The following is an 18,150-nucleotide window of genomic DNA, read 5'->3' as shown; positions in this document are numbered from 1 at the left end:
GCCGCCGGGACAGGGGCCTACGAAGTGAGCTGATCCATGCGCTTCAATCTTTCCGAATGGGCCCTGCGCCATCGCAGCCTGATCGTCTACGCCATGCTGGTGCTGGCCATCGCCGGTGCGATGTCCTACCTGCGCCTCGGCCGCAGCGAGGACCCGGCCTTCACCTTCAAGGTGATGGTGGTGCGCACCCTGTGGCCCGGCGCGACCGCCGAGGAAGTCTCGCGCCAGGTCACCGAGCGCATCGAGAAGAAACTCATGGAGACCGGCGAGTACGAGTTCATCCGCTCGTACTCGCGCGCCGGCGAGTCGCAGGTGATCTTCGCCGCGCGCGATTCGATGCGCTCCAGCGAGATCGGGCCGCTGTGGTACCAGGTGCGCAAGAAGATCGGCGACATTCGTCCGACTTTGCCGAGCGACGTGGTCGGCCCGTTCTTCAACGACGAGTTCGGCGATACCTTCGGCAACATCTACGCGCTCACCGGCGAGGGCTTCGACTACGCCGTGCTCAAGGATTACGCCGAGCGCGTGCAACTGGCGCTGCAGAGCCAGACCGACGTCGGCAAGATCGAGCTGATCGGCGTGCAGGACGAAAAGATCTGGGTTGAGCTGTCCAACGTGAAGCTGTCGACCCTGGGTGTGCCGACGCAGGCCGTGCAGGAAGCGCTGAATCAGCAGAACGCGCTGGCCCCGGCGGGTTTCTTCGAGACCCCGACCAGCCGCGTGCCCTTGCGCGTCGGCGGCCAGTTCACCTCGGTCGAACAGATCCGCGAGTTCCCGATCCGCGTCGGCGACCGCACCTTCCGTCTGGCCGACGTGGCCGACGTGCGTCGCGGCTTCTCCGATCCGCCGCAGCCGCGCATGCGCTTCATGGGCCAGGACGCGATCGGCATCGGCGTGTCGATGAAACAGGGCGGCGACATCCTGCAGCTCGGCAAGACCCTGGAATCGGAATTCGCGCGGCTGCAGAAAACCCTGCCGGCCGGCATGGAACTGCGCAAGGTCGCCGACCAGCCCGCCGCGGTCGAGGAATCGGTCGGCGAGTTCGTGCGCGTGCTCGCCGAAGCGGTGGCGATCGTGTTGCTGGTGAGCTTCTTCTCGCTCGGCCTGCGCACCGGACTGGTGGTGGCGCTGTCGATTCCGCTGGTGCTGGCGATGACCTTCGCGGTCATGGATTTCTTCGGCGTCGGCCTGCACAAGATTTCGCTCGGCGCGCTGGTGTTGGCGCTCGGCCTGCTGGTCGACGACGCGATCATCGCGGTGGAGATGATGGCGATCAAGATGGAGCAGGGCTTCGACCGCCTGCGCGCCGCCGCCTTCGCCTGGGACAGCACCGCCTTCCCGATGCTGACCGGCACCCTGGTCACCGCGGCCGGCTTTTTGCCGATCGCGACCGCTGCATCGAGCACCGGCGAATACACGCGTTCCCTGTTCCAGGTGGTGACCATCGCCTTGCTGGTGTCGTGGATCGCCGCGGTCGCCTTCATTCCCTTCCTCGGCGACAAACTGCTGCCCGACTACGGCCACGCCGCGGCGCCGCCGAAGCCCGGTTCGCTGGCCGCGCGCTGGCACGACGCGCGCGTGTCCTGGGCCGAGCGCCTGCCGATGTTCGCCAGCGTGATCGCGCCCAAGCCGCCGATCGACGGCCACGCCCACGATCCCTACGAATCCAAGTTCTACGTGCGCTTCCGTGGCTGGGTGACCTGGTGCGTGCGTCGGCGCTGGCTGGTGATCGGCATCACCGTCGGCGCGTTCCTGCTGTCGGTGTTCATGTTCCGCTTCGTGCCGCAGCAGTTCTTCCCGGATTCGGTGCGCCCGGAACTGATGGTCGACATGGAGCTGGCCGAAGGCAGTTCGCTGCGTCAGACCGGCGAACAGGTCCAGCGCCTGGAAGTCATGCTCAAGCAGCGCAAGGACCTGGCCAACTACGTGTCCTACGTCGGCACCGGCTCGCCGCGTTTCTATCTGCCGCTCGACCAACAACTGCCGGCGGCGAATTTCGCCCAGTTTGTGCTGATGCCGAAGGACTTGCAGGCCCGCGAAACCCTGCGCACCTGGATCATCCAGGACGTGGCGCCGCGCTTCCCCGAACTGCAGTTGCGGGTGACGCGACTGGAGAACGGCCCGCCGGTCGGTTATCCGGTGCAGTTCCGCGTGTCCGGCGAGCACATCGACCAGGTGCGCAAGATCGCCAACCAGGTGCGCGAGAAGATCCGCGCCAACCCGCACGTGGCCAACGTCAATCTCGACTGGGACGAGCCGAGCAAGGTCGTGCGCCTGCAGGTCGACCAGGAGCGCGCGCGTGCGCTCGGCATCAGCTCGGCCCAGCTGTCGCAGTTCCTGTCGAGTTCGCTGTCGGGCTCGCACATCAGCACCTACCGCGAAAGCAACGAGCTGATCGAGATGCTGCTGCGCGGTCCCGACCAGGAGCGCCTGCAGCTCGACATGCTCGGCAGCCTGATGGTGCCGACCGCCAACAACCGCAGCGTGCCGCTGACCCAGATCGCTACCCTCGAATACGGTTTCGAGGAAGGCATCATCTGGCATCGCGACCGCCTGCCGACCATGACCGTGCGCGCCGACATCTACGACGGCACCCAGCCTTCGAGCGTGATGGCGCAGATTTCGCCGACCCTGGACGGACTGCGCGCCAAGCTGCCGTACGGCTATTCGATCGACATCGGCGGCAGCGTCGAGGACTCGGCGCGCGGGCAGAAGTCGATCAACGCCGGCATGCCGCTGTTCCTGTTCGCGGTGTTCACCCTGTTGATGGTGCAACTGCGCAGCTTCTCGCGCAGCTTCATGGTGCTGTTGACCGCGCCGCTGGGCCTGATCGGCGTGACCCTGTTCCTGCTGGTGTTCCGGGTGCCGTTCGGCTTCGTCGCGATGCTCGGCACGATCGCGCTGGCCGGCATGATCATGCGCAACTCGGTGATCCTGGTCGACCAGATCGAACAGGACCGCAGTGAAGGGCACGAGCCCTGGAAGGCCATCGTCGATGCGACCGTGCGGCGATTCCGCCCGATCGTGTTGACCGCGCTGGCGGCGATCCTGGCGATGATTCCGCTGTCGCGCAGCGCCTTCTTCGGCCCGATGGCGGTGGCGATCATGGGCGGCCTGATGGTCGCGACCGCGCTGACCTTGTTGTTCCTGCCGGCGCTCTACGCGGCCTGGTTCCGGATCAAGGTGCCGAACGAGGCGTGAGAACTGCCCTCCTTCCAACCCCTCTCCTCTGAATGGGAGAGGGGCAAAGCAGGCTAAGGGCTAAAGAACGCGGCGCCTAAGCGTGCTCGACGCTGAACGCCAAGGTCGCGTCGATCGCCCGCTTCCAGCCCGCATACAAGCGCTCGCGCTCGGCTTCCAGCATCTGCGGTTCGAAGCTGCGCTCGACCTGCCATTGCTGGGCGATCTGTTCGCGGCTTTCCCAGAACCCCACCGCCAAACCCGCCAGATACGCCGCACCGAGCGCGGTGGTCTCGCTGACCCGCGGGCGCTTCAAGGGCACATCGAGAATATCGGCCTGGAACTGGGCGGTGAAATCGTTGGCGATGGCGCCGCCGTCGGCGCGCAGGGATTTCAGTTCGATGCCCGAGTCGGCCTGCATCGCGCTGAGCACGTCGCGGGTCTGGTAGGCCAGCGATTCGAGCACGGCGCGGACGAAATGCTCCTTGCTGGTGCCGCGGGTCAGGCCGAACATCGCACCGCGCACGTCGCTGCGCCAGTACGGCGCGCCCAGGCCGACGAAAGCCGGCACGAAGTACACGCCTTCGGTCGAACGCGCGCGTTCGGCATAGGCCTGCGAGTCGCCGGCCTTGCCGAGCATGCGCAAGCCGTCGCGCAGCCACTGCACCGCCGAACCGGCGACGAAGATGCTGCCTTCGAGGGCATATTCGACCTTGCCGTCGATGCCCCAGGCGATCGTCGTCAGCAGGCCGTTGTCGGAACGCACCGCCTTGTCGCCGGTGTTCATCAGCAGGAAACAGCCGGTGCCGTAGGTGTTTTTGGCCATGCCGGCCTCGAAGCAGGCCTGGCCGAACAGCGCTGCCTGCTGGTCGCCGGCGACGCCGCAGATCGGCACTGAGTTGTTGAAGAAATGGCGCGCACCGGTGTGGGCATAGACCTCGCTGCTGGAGCGCACCTCCGGCAGCATCGCCGCCGGCACGCCGAGCATCTTCAACAGGTCCGGGCACCATTGGCGTTTGTGGATGTCGTACATCAGCGTGCGCGAGGCGTTGCTGTAGTCGGTGACGTGGGCCTTGTTCTCCGACAGGTTCCAGATCAGCCAGGTGTCGATGGTGCCGAACAGCAGGTCGCCGCGTTCGGCGCGTTCGCGCGCGCCCTCGACGTGGTCGAGGATCCACTTGACCTTGGTCCCCGAGAAATACGCGTCGATCAGCAGCCCGGTGCGTTCGCGCACCAGTTGCTCATAACCATCGGCTTTGAGCTGGTCGCAGATCGCCGCGGTCTGGCGCGACTGCCAGACGATGGCATTGTGGATCGCCTGGCCGGTGTGGCGGTCCCAGACCACCGTGGTTTCGCGCTGGTTGGTGATGCCGATGCCGGCGATCTGCGAGGCGCTGATCTGGGCCTTGGTCATGACCTCGATGGCGGTGGTCTGCACGCTGGCGAGGATCTCGCGCGGGTCGTGTTCGACCCAGCCGGGGCGCGGGAAGATCTGCTCGAATTCGCGCTGGGCCACGCCGACCACGGCGCCATTGCGATCGAACAGCATCGCGCGCGAGCTCGTGGTGCCCTGGTCGATGGCGAGGATGTAGGACTTGTCCATGTGGGTACTCGTTCGGGGTCGAGGTCGAGGTCGGGAATGGGGAATGGGGAATGGGGAATGGGGAATGGGGAATGGGGAATCGAGTGGGTGGGCTGGGAGTTGGAAGAGGCTTAGCGATGTGATCGCACCGCTTTACGATTCCTGATTCTCCATTCCCGATTCCCGCTCCTCATCCATACACGGCTTGGAAAGCGAAAGCGCCGAGCAGGGCGCCGACGATCGGCGCCACGATCGGCACCCAGGCGTAGCCCCAGTCGGAGCCGCCCTTGCCGGCGATGGGCAACAGCGCATGGGCGATGCGCGGGCCGAGGTCGCGCGCCGGATTGATCGCATAACCGGTCGGTCCGCCGAGCGACATGCCGACCACCACCACCAGCAGGCCGACACCGAGCGGACCCATGCCGGGCGCGAGCGTATTCGCGCCGATCGCGAGCGCGCCGAAGGTCAGGGCGAAGGTGCCGATCGTTTCGGTGAGCAGGTTGGCCTTGGTGTCGCGCACCGCCGGCGCCGTGCAGAAGATCGCGAGTTTGGCGGCCGGGTCGTCGCTGATCCGCCAATGGGCGAGATAGGCCAGCCACACCAGCACCGCGCCGGCGAAGGCGCCGGCGACCTGCGCGGCGACATAGCCCGGCACCACTGCCCACGAGAGCTTGCCGATGCTCGCCAGGGCGATGGTCAGCGCGGGATTCATGATCGCGCCGCTGGTCGGCCCGGCGATGAAGATGCCGATCAGCACCGCCAGGCCCCAGGCCGCGGTGATCACGCCCCAGCCGGCGCCTTGCGCCTTCGACCGATGGAGCAGTGCGCCGGCGACCACGCCGTTGCCGAGCAGGATCAACATGCCGGTGGCGATGAACTCGCTAAGGTATTGCGACATCGGTGTGACCATTGCGATGACTCTCCTGGGTGTCGCGTTGGTACGTTGGTGGTGTTATTGAGGGCGGCTACGGCGTTGCGAGTCGTGGCGATAGTTCGGTTAGGATTTGTGGGCGACTAACGGAAACGAAGTTCCTTCCTTTCGTCATTCCCGCGAAGGCGGGAATCCAGAGACTTCAGAGCCATGCATCTGAGAAGCCCTAGATGTTCGGTTTCGCCGAAATGAAAGCGGAGCCTGCCTTCGCGGGAATGGCGATACGAGGGGCGAGCGACTGAACACGCACTCCCGACAGTGCGTAGCGGCGCCCCGGTTCATGCGTCCTCCGCTGGTACATCCGCCGCTGGTACATCTATATCAGCCCAGCCAGCCAGACGTCGCGCAACATAACCCTGGAGTTGCATCGCACCCGCCGCATCGATGCGCAACCCGAGCTTCGAGCGCCGCCACAGAATGTCGTCGGCGCTGCGCGCCCACTCGCAATCGATCAGGTAATCGACCTCGGCCGTGTACAGGTCGGCGCCGAAACATTCGCCCAGCTCTTCCAGATGCGAGCAGCTCTCGACGATGCGCAGCGCCCGGCTGCCGTAGTTGCGGCACAGGCGCAGGGCCAGCGCGTCCGGCAGCCACGGCCGGCGCAGGCTGAAGTCTTCGTGGAAGGCGTCGAAATCGGCATCGGGCAGATCGCCGCCCGGCAACGGCGCGGTGCCGGTCCAGGCCGGACCCAGTCCGCCGAACAGCGGTGCGAGCCGGTCGCAGGCTTCCTCGGCCAGCTTGCGCGCGGTGGTCAGTTTGCCGCCGAACACGTTGAGCAGCGGCGCGCCTTCGCGGTCGAGGGTGAGCAGGTAATCGCGGGTGATTTCCGAGGCGGCGTCGCTTTCGTCGTCGAGCAGGGGCCGCACGCCGCTGTAGGTCCAGACCACATCGCTCGCTTGGATGGCGCGCTTGAAATAGCGCGAGGCGGCCTCGCACAGGTACTGGGTTTCGGCCTCGTCGATGTGCGGCGCCGAAGGATCGGCTCGGTAGTCGACGTCGGTGGTGCCGATCAGGGTGTAGTCGTGTTCGTAGGGGATCGCGAACACGATGCGGCGATCGGGTTGTTGGAAGATGTAGGCGTGATCGTGTTCGAACAGCCGCGGCACGACGATGTGGCTGCCCTTGATCAGGCGCAGATTGTGCCGGTGCGGCACCTGCGCGACTTCGTCGAGGAAGCGTACCGCCCACGGGCCGGTGGCATTGATCAGGACGCGCGCGCGCACTCGCCGCGACACACCGTCGGCGCCGCGCAAGCGTACGTCCCAGGCCTGCTCTTCACGCCGCGCCGAAACACAGGCGGTGCGGGTCAGCACGGTCGCGCCGCGTTCGGCCGCATCCATCGCATTGAGCACCGCCAGGCGCGCGTCCTGCACCCAGGCGTCGGAGTAGACGAAGCCGTGGACGAAGTCGTCGCGCAACGGCCGCCCGGTGATGTGCTTGCGCAGATTGACGGAGCGCGAACCGGGCAGTCCGCGTCCGCGCCGGCCGCCGAGCCGGTCGTACAGGAACAGGCCGATGCGGATCATCCAGGCCGGGCGCAGATGCGGTTGATGCGGCAGGACGAAGCGCAGCGGCCAGATGATGTGCGGTGCCATGCGCAACAGGCGCTTGCGTTCGGCCAGGGCCTTGCCGACCAGGGCGAACTCGAACTGTTCGAGATAGCGCAGGCCGCCGTGGATCAGCTTGGTGCTGGCGCTGGAGGTGTGCGAGGCGATGTCGTCGCGTTCGCACAGCAGCACCGACAAGCCGCGGCCGGCGGCGTCGCGGGCGATGGCGACGCCGTTGATGCCGCCGCCGACGACCAATAGATCGACGTCGGGCAGGACGGCATCGGACGGGTTCGCGGCGGGCGATTCGTGGGCGGGTCGGTCGGGAGAGGATGCGGGTTCGGTCATGCGCTCTCGCGAATGCTGCGGGCCGCGGCGTCGACCCAGGACACGTCAGGATGATGGCATACGGTGACGAATCGATTGTGGCCGGGGTTCACATCAACGACGGGTGACGGCGGTGTTGCGGTGCGGCCGGGCGAAGGGCAAAAAAAAACCCGATGCACGAGCATCGGGCCAGGAGTTACCAGAACGTTGGAGAGAGCGGTCTTGCGGCTGCCGCAGGCCGCCGGGGCGGCCTGCGGTGGATGGAACAAGCCAGATGGAGCTAGCCAGATGGAGCCAGGCGTCAGTCGCGCAGTTCGGGGATGTGACAGGGCAGTTCGAGTTGCGCCAGCACCGCGTCGGTGACCGCACGGGTGCCGACGGCTTGGCCGGCCGGGGCGAGGTCGGCGGTCAGCACGCCGGCTTCGAGCACCGCTGCGACCGCCTGCTCGATGCACTCGGCCTCCGCATTCAGGCCCAGCGAATGACGCAGCAACAGCGCTGCGCTGAGGATGGTGCCGCAGGGGTTGGCGATGCCGCGGCCGGCGATGTCGGGCGCCGAGCCATGGATCGGCTCGTACAGACCGACCTTGCCTTCGCCGAGCGAGGCCGACGGCAGCAGTCCCAGCGAACCGGCCAGCATCGAGGCCTCGTCGGTGAGGATGTCGCCGAACATGTTCTCGGTGACGATGACGTCGAACGCGCGCGGCTTGGCGATCAGGTGCATCGCCATCGAGTCGACCAGTTGGTGTTCCAGGGTGATGTCGGGGAACTCGTCGCGGGCGACGCGGCTGGCGACTTCGCGCCACAGCCGCGAGGTTTCCAGCACGTTGGCCTTGTCGACCGAGACCACGTGCTGGCGGCGGCCGCGCGCGAGCTGGCAGGCGCGGCGCACGACGCGTTCGATTTCCTCGACGCTGTATTCGCACAGGTCGCTGGCGCTGGTCTCGCTGCGTTGTTTCTGGCCGAAATAGATGCCGCCGGTGAGTTCGCGCACCACGATCATGTCGACGCCGGCCAGCAGATGCGGCTTGATCGGCGAAGCGCCGAGGGTGGCCGAGTGCGGCTGCACCGGGCGCAGGTTGGCGTACAGACCCAGGCCCTTGCGCAGCGCCAACAGGCCCTGTTCGGGACGCACTTTCGCCTTCGGGTCCGACCACTTGGGGCCGCCGACCGCGCCGAGCAGCACCGCATCGGCGCGCTGGCAGGCGCTCAGGGTAGCGGCCGGCAAGGGCTCGCCACTGGCGTCGATGGCGGCGCCGCCGATCAGGTGCTCGTTGAGGGTGAACTGATGGCCGTAGCGGCGGCCGACCGCGCGCAGCACTTCGACCGCGGCGGCGGTGACTTCCGGACCGATGCCGTCGCCCGGCAGAACGACGATGTCAGCGCGCATGTTGATTCTCCTGGCGGGGGTTCAGCGCCGTCGCGCGGCGCTGTTCGTATTGGTTGATGGTGTCGAGTTGGCGCAGCAGATAACCGAGCTGGTCCACGCCTTCGATCAGACAGGTCTGGGCGAAGGCGTCGAGCGGGAACTCGATCGCGCGGCCGTCGGGCAGGTGCAGGCGGCGCGTGCGTACGTCGATGCGCAGTTCGATGCCGGGCTGTTCGAGCAGTTCGTCCAGCAATTCTTGCGACACCACGATCGGCAGCAGGCCGTTCTTGAGCGAGTTGCTGCGGAAGATGTCGGCGATCTCGCTGCTGATGACCGCGCGCAGGCCCAGGTCGGTCAGCGCCCACGGCGCGTGTTCGCGCGAGGAGCCGCAGCCGAAATTACGACCGGCGACCAGGATCGCGGCACCGGCGTTCTCGGGGCGGTTGAACACGAAGTCCGGGTTCGGCGAGCCGTCCGGCAGCGCGCGCCAATCGTTGAACGCGAATCGGCCCAGGCCCTTGCGCTCGGTGGTGGTGAGAAAACGCGCCGGGATGATCTGGTCGGTGTCGATATTGCGTTCGCGCAGCACCACGGTGCGCGCGATCAACTCGACGAAGCCGTCGCTCGACGGCGAAGCGGCGTGGTTGGGGGACTGGGACGCGGACATTACGCGACCTCCTTCACGGCGGTGAGGTAAGGACGCGGGTCGGTGACGTGGCCGGCGATGGCGCAGGCGGCGGCGGTCAGCGGCGAGGCCAGCAGGGTGCGCGAGCCCTTGCCCTGGCGGCCCTCGAAATTGCGGTTGCTGGTCGACACCGCGAGCTGGCCGGGACCGACCAGGTCGCCGTTCATGGCGATGCACATCGAGCAGCCCGGTTCGCGCCATTCGGCGCCGGCCTCGCGCACGATGCGGTCGATGCCTTCGGCCTCGGCGTCGCGCTTGACTTGCTCCGAGCCCGGCACCACCAGCATGCGCACGCGCGGATGGATGTGGCGGCCGCGCAGTACCTCGGCGGCTTCGCGCAGGTCCGACAAGCGCGAGTTGGTGCAACTGCCGACGAAGACCACGTCGACCGGACGGCCGGCCATCGCCGCGCCGCCGTCGAAGCCCATGTAGGCCAGGGCCTTGGCTTCGTCGGTATCGCGCGCCTGCGGTAGGTGCGCATCGATCGCCGCGACCTGGCCGGGATGCGTGCCCCAGGTCAGGGTCGGCTTGATCGCGCTGGCGTCGATATGCACTTCGCGATCGAATACCGCGCCGTCGTCGGTCTTGTAGGCGCTCCAGCGTTCGACGGCGCGATCGAAGTCGGCGCCGCGCGGCGCGCGCGGGGTCGCGGCGAGGTAATCGAAGGTGGTCTGGTCGGGCGCGATCAGGCCGGCGCGCGCGCCGGCTTCGATCGACATGTTGCACACGGTCATGCGCTGGTCCATCGACAGCGCGCGGATGGTCGAGCCGCGGTATTCGATGACCTGGCCGGTGCCGCCGTTGACGCCGATCTCGCCGATGACGTGCAGGATCAGGTCCTTGGCGCCGACACCAGGCGCCAGTTCGCCCTCGATGTTGATCGCCAGGGTCTTGGGCTTGCGTTGCAGCAGGCACTGGGTGGCCAGGACGTGGCCGACCTCGCTGGTGCCGATGCCGAAGGCGAGCGCACCGAAGGCGCCGTGAGTGGCGGTGTGGCTGTCGCCGCAGACGATGGTCATGCCGGGCTGGGTCAGGCCGAGTTCCGGGCCGATCACGTGGACGATGCCGCGGTAGGCGCTGTCGAAATCGAACAGCTCGACGCCGTGGCGCGCGCAGTTGCGGCGCAGGGTGTCGACCTGGCTCTCGGCCTCGGCGGTGAAATAGGGCAGGCGGCCGTCGGCGCCGGCCGGCAGGGTCGGGGTGGAGTGGTCGAGCGTGCCCTTGGTCAGGTCCGGGCGGCGCGGCGCGAGCCCGCGCGATTCGAGTTCGGCGAACGCCTGCGGCGAGGTGACTTCGTGGATCAGGTGCAGGTCGATGTAGAGGACCGCGGGCACGGCATCGCTTTCGGGCGATACCAGGTGCGCGTCCCACAGTTTGTCGAACAAGGTGCTGGGAGGAGCCGAGGTGGTAGTCATGGAGTCCGGTGTTCTGTTTGGCTGCTATGGCTGGAGTGGTTCGTAGTGGCGCCGGAGTTCGGTGGTTTCGTCCCTAGCCGAGTCTTTCGGCTGTCGTCCCCGCGACGGCGGGGACCCAGGGCTCTATCGCAGCAGCACTCTGAAGTCTCTGGATCCCCGCCTTCGCGGGGATGACGACTTCGGGAAGACGCGACGGCCGGAGAGGGGCGAGATTCATGCCGTAGCCGTCAGCCGCTGCGGCGCCTGTTGCGTGCGGCGAATGCGATTGGCGACGTCGAGCCAGGCCAGGGCGCTGGCCTCGATGATGTCGGTGCTGGTGCCCGAGCCGGTCATCTCGATGCCGTCGATGCGCGCGGTCACGCTGGCCTGGCCCTGGGCGTCGTCGCCGGTGGTCACGCTCGACACGTTGTAGCTGTCGATGCGCAAGGCCACGCCGGTCGCGCGCGCGAGCGCGGCGAACAAGGCGTGCACCGGGCCGTCGCCGATCGCCGCCTCGCTGACCGCGGCGCCGTCGGGGTCGAGCAACTGCACGCTCGCGGTCGGCAGGCTGCCGTCGGCGACGCCGGTGCTGACGTGGGCGCGCACCAGGCGATGGCCGCGGGCGGCCTTGGCGTCGGCGCCGAGCACCAGCGACTCCAGGTCGGCGTCGAACACCTCGCGCTTCTTCTCGGCCAGGGCCTTGAAGCCGGCGAACACCGCGTTCAAGCGCGCCTCGTCCAGGGCGAAACCCAGGGTTTGCAGGCGGTCGCTCAAGGCGGCGCGGCCGCTATGGCGGCCCATCACCATCTGCGACTGCGCCCAGCCCACGTCTTCCGGATGCATGATCTCGTAGGTGCCGCGGTGCTTGAGCATGCCGTGCTGGTGGATGCCGGATTCGTGGGCGAAGGCGTTCTGGCCGACGATGGCCTTGTTGCGTTGGACCACCATGCCGGTGATGCGCGACAGCAGGCGCGAGGTCGGCACCAGCCGGCGCGTGTCGATGCGGGTGCCGACGTTGTAATAGGCGTTGCGCACCCGCAGCGCCATCACCAGTTCTTCCAGGGCGCAGTTGCCGGCGCGCTCGCCGATGCCGTTGATGGTGCACTCGACCTGGCGCGCGCCGCCTTCGATCGCGGCCAGGCTGTTGGCCACGGCCAGTCCCAGGTCGTTATGGCAGTGGGCGCTGAACACGGCGCGGTCGGCATCGCGCACGTTCGCGCGCAGGTACTCGAACAGGCTGCGGATTTCGCTCGGCGTGGTGTAGCCGACGGTGTCCGGGATGTTCAAGGTGCGCGCGCCGGCGGCGACCGCGGCGCTGCAGATCTGCGCCAGGTAGTCGTGTTCGGTGCGCAGCGCGTCTTCGGCCGAGAACTCGACGTCGTCGACGTACTTGCGCGCCTGCTCGACCGCGGCGATCGCGCGTTCGATCACCTGCTCCTTGTCCAGGTTGAGCTTGTGCTGGCGGTGCAGCGGGCTGGTCGAGATGAAGACGTGGATGCGCGGCTTGGCGGCGCCTTCGAGCGCGCGCGCGCAGGCTTCGATGTCGCCGGAATGGCAGCGCGCCAGGGTGGCGAGGGTGGAGCCGCGGACCTCGCGCACGATCGCGCGGGTGCCTTCGAGATCGGCTTCGGAGCTGGCCGGGAAGCCGGCTTCGATGACGTCGACGCCGAGTTCGGACAGGGCGTGGGCGAAACGGAGCTTTTGCGAGGCGGTCATGCTGCAACCGGGCGATTGCTCGCCGTCGCGCAGGCTGGTGTCGAAAATGGTGACGTGTTGAGGCGCGTCGGTAATCGCTGCTACCGGTCCTGGCGAGTCGTTCATGCGGGGACTTCCTCTGTTACAACTGAATGGCGGATGGAATACGGGGCATCGGTGGCGGGGCGGGAGTCGGGGCCGCTCGGGCCCCGGCTAAGTCGCAGCGCGGGAGGAAGATTGGCCAGCGTATAAATGTCCGCCTCGATGGTTGCGGTCTCGCGACCGAGCGCTTCGCGAGTGCGCCGGCGTGGGCGCCGCGGCGCGCGCGGGCGCACTTCCGAGAGCAGGCGTGCCAGCACGCCGGCATCCAGGTTGCCGCCGGAGACGACCGCGCATTTGCGCTTGCCGACGATGCGGCGGCCCGCGGCCAGGGCCAGGGCGCCGGCGCCTTCGGCGATGATGTGTTCTTCCAGGGCCAGGCGGACCAGGGTCTCGCGCAGCTCGGCTTCGCGGACGATGACGATGTCGTCGAGCATGCTCTCGAGCACGCGTTCGGTCAGGCGGCCCGGGTCCTTGACCCGCACGCCGTCGGCCAGGGTCGCGACCGGTTCGATCAGGCGGCGGTCGCCCTTGAGCGCGCGCGCCATCGAATCGACGCCTTCGACCTGGGCGCCGATCACGCGGATGCGCCGCGCCGCGGGGGTGCGCGCCAGCAGTTCGGACTTCAACGCCAGGACCACGCCGGCGGCCAGGCCGCCGCCGCCGATCGGCACCATCACCACGTCGGGCGCGAACGCCGCCAGTTCCAGGCCGACCGTGCCCTGGCCGGCGATCACGTCGGGGTCGTCGAAGGCCGACAGCAGGCGGTAATCGTGTTGGTCGGCCAGCTCGATCGCGAAGGCCTTGGCCTCGTCGTAGGTCTCGCCGTGCAGGCGCACGGTGGCGCCCCAGTGGGCGACGCCGGCGATCTTGGTCTGCGGCGCGCAGCGCGGCATCACCGTGATGACGTTGATGCCCAGGCGGTAGGCCGCCCAGGCCAGGCCTTGCGCATGGTTGCCGGCGGAAGCGGCGATCACGGTGCGGTGATCGCCGCGTTCGCGCGCCGCCAACAACGCGTTGAGCGCGCCGCGCACCTTATAGGAGCCGGTGCGCTGCAGGTTCTCCAGCTTCAGCCAGCAGCCGAAACGCTCGGCGTGGTGCAGCGGGGTGGGTTCCAGATAACGCCGCAGCCGCGCCTGCGCCGCCAACAGATCGGCGGCGCTGACTTGGGCCAGGCTGGCTACGTCGCAGTCCACGGCGTCAGACCGGGGTCAGCCACGAGGCGTAGCGCGATTCCTCGCCCCGCACCACGCGTGCATACAGGGCGGCGAGCTCGCGCGTGACCGGGTTGTCGCCGAACTCGCGGCGGTCGAGCACGGCGATCGCGGTCGCTTCGGCGGCGGTGCCGCAGACGAAGACTTCGTCGGCGTCGAGCAGTTCGTGCAAGGTCACTTCGCGCGACTGCGCGCCGGACAGCTCGATCATGGTGTCGCGGGTGATGCCGGGCAGGGCGTCGCGATGGTCGACCGAGGTGATCACGCCGTTCTTGACCATGAACACGTTGGCGCCGGTGCATTCGACGACATAGCCCTTGTCGTCGGTGAACAGCGCCTCGTCGAAGCCGCGTTGCTTGGCTTCGCGCTTGGCCAGGATCGAATTGACGTAGGCGCCGCTGAGTTTCAGTGCCGGCAGTGAGGTGGCCGGGTTGCGCTTCCACGGCGACACGGTCAGGCGGGTGCGTGCGCCGCCCAGGTGCACGACTTTGGCCAGCGTCGCGATCATCAGGTGTTGGGTCAGCGGATCGACGTCCAGGCCGATGGTGCCGGTGCCCATCCAGGTCAGCGGACGGATGTAGGCATCGCGATGGCCGTTGGCGCGCAGGGTCGCCAAGGTCGCCTCGCTCGCGCGCTCGACGTCGAAGTCGATGCCGAACATCTGCGCGCCCTTGCGCATGCGCTCCATGTGCTCGGGCAGGCGGAACACCGCCGCGCCGCCGTCGGCGGTGGCGTAGCTGCGGATGCCCTCGAACACCGCGGTGCCGTAATGCATGGCGTGGGTGGTCAGTGGCGCTTCCGGAGTGTCGCCAGCGATGAACTGGCCGTCGAACCAAATGAGTGGTTGCTGCGAAGAAGTCGGGACTTCGCTCCGAGCATGGGACTCAGAACCACGAGCGGCGGTCGAACTGGCGACTTCAGCGCTTGGGACTTCACTGCGAGCATGGGACTCAGAACCGCGAGCCGCGCTCGAACCATCGATTTCAGCGCCCGGCGCTTCACTCCGAGCCGGCGCATAAGCCCGCTCGCGCATCGTCGAGGCGGCCTGTGCGGGCGATTGCGCCTCGGCTTGCGCCGGACGCTCCAGGATTTCGGCATTCAGGTGCATGGGGAAACCTCGACAGCAAGACAGTCGTAAAGCTTGGCGAGCTGGCTCTGCAGGGCGGAGTCGGCGCGGTCGCCCTCCACCGTCATGCGCAGATGCCAACGATCGCCGTCGGGTTGCGCTTCGCCGTCCACCGACAGGGGACGGAAGCCGCGACGTTCGGCGGCGCCCAATACGCGAGCCAGCGCGCCTTCGGCCTGGCGCAGGGTCAGTTCAAGCTGGTATCGCATGGGCGTCCTCCTTCTCGGCGGTGGTGGGGGGCGTCAGGCTGACGATCGCGTCGGCGTCGTTGGCCTCGGGGTCGAGCATCTGGGCGTTGTTGTGGTTCGGCGGCACCAGCGGCCAGACGTTGGCGGCCTGGTCGATGGCGACGTGCAGCAGCACCGGGCCCGGGGTGTCGAGCATGTAGGCCAGCGCTTCCTCGACCGAGTCGGCGCGGTCGACGTACATGGCCTTGATGCCGAACGCGGTGGCCAGGGCGCAGAAGTCCGGGTTGTCGGACAGGTCGATCTCGGAATAACGGCGTTCGAAGAACAGTTCCTGCCACTGCCGCACCATGCCCAGAGCCTGGTTGTCGAGCAGAACGATCTTCACCGGCAGGCGGTAGCGCGCGGCGGTGGCCAGCTCCTGCACGTTCATCAGGAAGGAGCCGTCGCCGCTGACGCAGATGACCTGCGGCTCCGGCTCGCCGTCGCGGCGCAGCGCCAGTTGCGCGCCGATTGCCGCGGGCAGGCCGAAGCCCATCGCGCCGAGCGCGCCGCTGGTCAGGTGCTTGCGCGGGTCGTCGAAGCGCCAATGCTGGGCGACCCACATCTGGTGCTGGCCGACGTCGCAGCTGACCACCGCTTCAGGCGCCAGCTCCGACAGACGCTTGAGCAGCGACGGCGCGTACACGCTTTCGCCGGGCGCGTCGTAGCGCGGCGTGCAGTCGCGCTTGCGTTGCAGGCAGGTGTCGCGCCAGTTGCGGCGTGCGTTGCCGTTGCGGCCGCGCAGTTGCGCGGTGCACGGCGGGGTCAGCGCATCCAGCGCGCGGCGCAGGTCGCCGTTGACCGCGGCATCGGCGTGACGCAGCTTGCCGATCTCGCAGGCGTCCAGGTCCATGTGGACCACGCGCGCGTTGGGTGCGAACTCGGCCAGCTTGCCGGTGGCGCGGTCGTCGAAGCGCGCACCGACCACGATCAGCAGATCGCATTCCTGCACCGACATATTGGCGGCGCGGTTGCCGTGCATGCCCAGCATGCCCAGGTTCAAGGGATGCGCGGCCGGCAGGGCGCCCAGGCCCTTGAGAGTCAGCACCGCCGGGATCTGGCAGCCGTCGACGAAGGCGCGGAAGGACTCGACCGCATCGCCCAGGGCGATGCCGCCGCCGCCGTAGATCAGCGGTTTTTGCGCATGCGCGATCAGCGCTGCGGCTTCGTGATACGCCGCGTCCGGTGCGCTAGGCACCGGATCGGTCGGCAGCGGCACGTGCGCGGCCAGATGGGTGGCGTCGGCGTTCTGCACGTCCTTGGGCAGATCGATCAACACCGGGCCCGGACGGCCCGAACGCGCCAGCCGGAAGGCTTCGGCGACCATGCCCGGCAGATCATCCACCCGACGCACGATGAAGCTGTGCTTGACGATCGGCATGGTCATGCCGAACACGTCCAGTTCCTGGAACGCGTCGGTGCCCATCAGCGAGGTCGCGACCTGGCCGGTGATGGCGACCATCGGCACCGAGTCCAGCATCGCGTCGGCGATGCCGGTGACCAGGTTCGACGCGCCCGGACCGGACGTGGCTACGCATACACCGACTCGCCCGCTGGCACGGGCATAGCCGTTGGCCGCGAAAGCCGCGCCTTGCTCGTGACGGACCAGCACATGCTTGAGGTCCGACCCGTGCAGGGCATCGTAGAAAGGCATGATCGTGCCGCCCGGATAACCGAACAGCGTGTCCACGCCTTCTGCGGCCAGTGCTTGCACCAGCCAGCGGGCACCGTTCATCAGGCGGCCTCTTCCTGTCGTTCGCCGCGGGGCGCGGCGGGTGCGGCGGTCTGCGCTTTGGGCGCGGTGTCCAGCCACTTCATGTTGGCGCGCAACTTCTTGCCGACCGCTTCGATCGGATGATCGAGGTCGCCCTGCTTGAGCTTTTTGTAGTTGGCGTTGCCCGAGGCGTACTCGGCGATCCACTGGCGGGCGAAGGTGCCGTCCTGGATTTCCGCCAGCACCTTGCGCATCTGCGCCTTGGTGTTGTCGTCGACCACGTAGGTGCCGCGGGTCAGCGCGCCGTACTGGGCGGTCTCGCTGATGAACTCGTGCATGCGGGTCACGCCGCCTTCGTAGAACAGGTCGACGATCAGCTTCAGTTCGTGCAGGCACTCGTAGTAGGCGACTTCAGGCTGATAACCGGCTTCGACCAGGGTTTCCCAACCGGCCTGGACCAGCTTGGTCGCGCCGCCGCACAGCACCGCCTGTTCGCCGAACAGATCGGTCTCGGTCTCTTCCTTGAACGTGGTCTTGATCGCGTTCTGGCGCGCGCCGCCGATGCCGCCGCAATAGGTCAGGGCGAACTCTTCGGCGCGACCGCTGGTGTCCTGGTGCACGGCGTAGACGCTCGGCACGCCGCGGCCGATTTCGTATTCGCGGCGGACCAGCGCGCCGGGGCCCTTCGGCGCGACCAGCACCACATCGAGGTCGGCGCGCGGGGCGATCTGGCCGTAGTGCACGTTGAAGCCGTGCGCGAACAGCAGGCAGGCGCCCTGGGCGATGTTGGGTTCGATCACGTCGCGGTAGAGCTGCGCCTGGACCATGTCCGGGGTCAGTACGGCGACCAGCTCGGCGCCGGCGACGGCTTCGGCCGGCGACTTGACGGTGAAGCCGTCGGCCTTGGCCTTGATCTCGGTCGGGCCGCCCGGGCGCAGGCCTACGGTGACGTCGAAGCCGGAGTCGCGCAGGTTCAGCGCATGGGCGCGGCCCTGGCTGCCGTAGCCGACGATGGCGATCTTGGGGCGGGAGGCGGTGCTGGTGGTCATGACGGTCTCGT

Annotated in this window: 13 protein-coding genes; 1 reads left to right on the top strand and 12 read right to left on the bottom strand. The window is 67.9% G+C overall.

The window, feature by feature from the left end:
- The first annotated feature begins 36 nt into the window (after positions 1-36).
- Positions 37-3,201 (top strand): efflux RND transporter permease subunit, encoded by a 3,165-nt coding sequence (locus ACKN61_RS20085; protein WP_408950940.1) that lies wholly within the window; start codon positions 37-39, stop codon positions 3,199-3,201.
- Positions 3,202-3,277: 76 nt separating this feature from the next.
- Here the strand turns inward: ACKN61_RS20085 and glpK are convergent, their stop codons facing one another.
- From glpK to ilvC, 12 genes are all read right to left on the bottom strand, one after another.
- Positions 3,278-4,783, bottom strand: a complete 1,506-nt coding sequence (glpK, locus tag ACKN61_RS20080) for a glycerol kinase GlpK (RefSeq protein ID WP_408950939.1) — start codon at positions 4,781-4,783, stop codon at positions 3,278-3,280.
- 169 nt (positions 4,784-4,952) lie between these two features.
- Complete coding sequence (locus tag ACKN61_RS20075; protein ID WP_408950938.1) at positions 4,953-5,672, bottom strand: MIP/aquaporin family protein; 720 nt, start codon at positions 5,670-5,672, stop codon at positions 4,953-4,955.
- A gap of 299 nt (positions 5,673-5,971) precedes the next feature.
- Entirely contained in the window at positions 5,972-7,588 is a 1,617-nt protein-coding gene (glpD, locus tag ACKN61_RS20070) for a glycerol-3-phosphate dehydrogenase (protein WP_408950937.1), read from the bottom strand.
- Between the two features lie 280 nt (positions 7,589-7,868).
- A complete protein-coding gene (leuB, locus tag ACKN61_RS20065; protein WP_408950936.1) occupies positions 7,869-8,957 on the bottom strand; it encodes a 3-isopropylmalate dehydrogenase in 1,089 nt (362 codons plus the stop codon).
- Positions 8,947-9,603 carry a 3-isopropylmalate dehydratase small subunit gene (leuD, locus tag ACKN61_RS20060; protein WP_408950935.1) on the bottom strand — a complete coding sequence of 219 codons (657 nt, stop codon included), beginning with the start codon at positions 9,601-9,603 and terminating at the stop codon, positions 8,947-8,949. The genes leuB and leuD overlap by 11 nt, the downstream gene beginning before the upstream one ends.
- Complete coding sequence (leuC, locus tag ACKN61_RS20055) at positions 9,603-11,036, bottom strand: 3-isopropylmalate dehydratase large subunit (RefSeq protein WP_408950934.1); 1,434 nt, start codon at positions 11,034-11,036, stop codon at positions 9,603-9,605. The genes leuD and leuC overlap by 1 nt, the downstream gene beginning before the upstream one ends.
- A 213-nt stretch (positions 11,037-11,249) precedes the next feature.
- Positions 11,250-12,836, bottom strand: coding sequence for a 2-isopropylmalate synthase (locus ACKN61_RS20050; protein WP_408950933.1), 1,587 nt, complete (start codon positions 12,834-12,836; stop codon positions 11,250-11,252).
- The gene (locus ACKN61_RS20045) at positions 12,833-14,005 is read right to left on the bottom strand and encodes a threonine dehydratase (protein ID WP_408950932.1); all 1,173 of its coding nucleotides are present in this window, start codon (positions 14,003-14,005) and stop codon (positions 12,833-12,835) included. The genes ACKN61_RS20050 and ACKN61_RS20045 overlap by 4 nt, the downstream gene beginning before the upstream one ends.
- Before the next feature lie 4 nt (positions 14,006-14,009).
- Positions 14,010-14,798, bottom strand: a complete 789-nt coding sequence (locus ACKN61_RS20040; protein ID WP_223620981.1) for an aminotransferase class IV — start codon at positions 14,796-14,798, stop codon at positions 14,010-14,012.
- Between the two features lie 323 nt (positions 14,799-15,121).
- A complete protein-coding gene (locus tag ACKN61_RS20035; RefSeq protein ID WP_031370333.1) occupies positions 15,122-15,358 on the bottom strand; it encodes an ACT domain-containing protein in 237 nt (78 codons plus the stop codon).
- Complete coding sequence (ilvG, locus tag ACKN61_RS20030) at positions 15,342-17,111, bottom strand: acetolactate synthase 2 catalytic subunit (protein WP_408950931.1); 1,770 nt, start codon at positions 17,109-17,111, stop codon at positions 15,342-15,344. The genes ACKN61_RS20035 and ilvG overlap by 17 nt, the downstream gene beginning before the upstream one ends.
- Positions 17,111-18,139 carry a ketol-acid reductoisomerase gene (ilvC, locus tag ACKN61_RS20025; RefSeq protein ID WP_051884318.1) on the bottom strand — a complete coding sequence of 343 codons (1,029 nt, stop codon included), beginning with the start codon at positions 18,137-18,139 and terminating at the stop codon, positions 17,111-17,113. Before ilvC ends, ilvG begins: the two co-directional genes overlap by 1 nt.
- Positions 18,140-18,150 lie beyond the last annotated feature (11 nt).

Source organism: Lysobacter sp. Hz25 (assembly GCF_046097045.1).
Classification (GTDB): domain Bacteria; phylum Pseudomonadota; class Gammaproteobacteria; order Xanthomonadales; family Xanthomonadaceae; genus Lysobacter; species Lysobacter antibioticus_B.
This window is presented reverse-complemented; position numbering and strand designations above follow the sequence as displayed.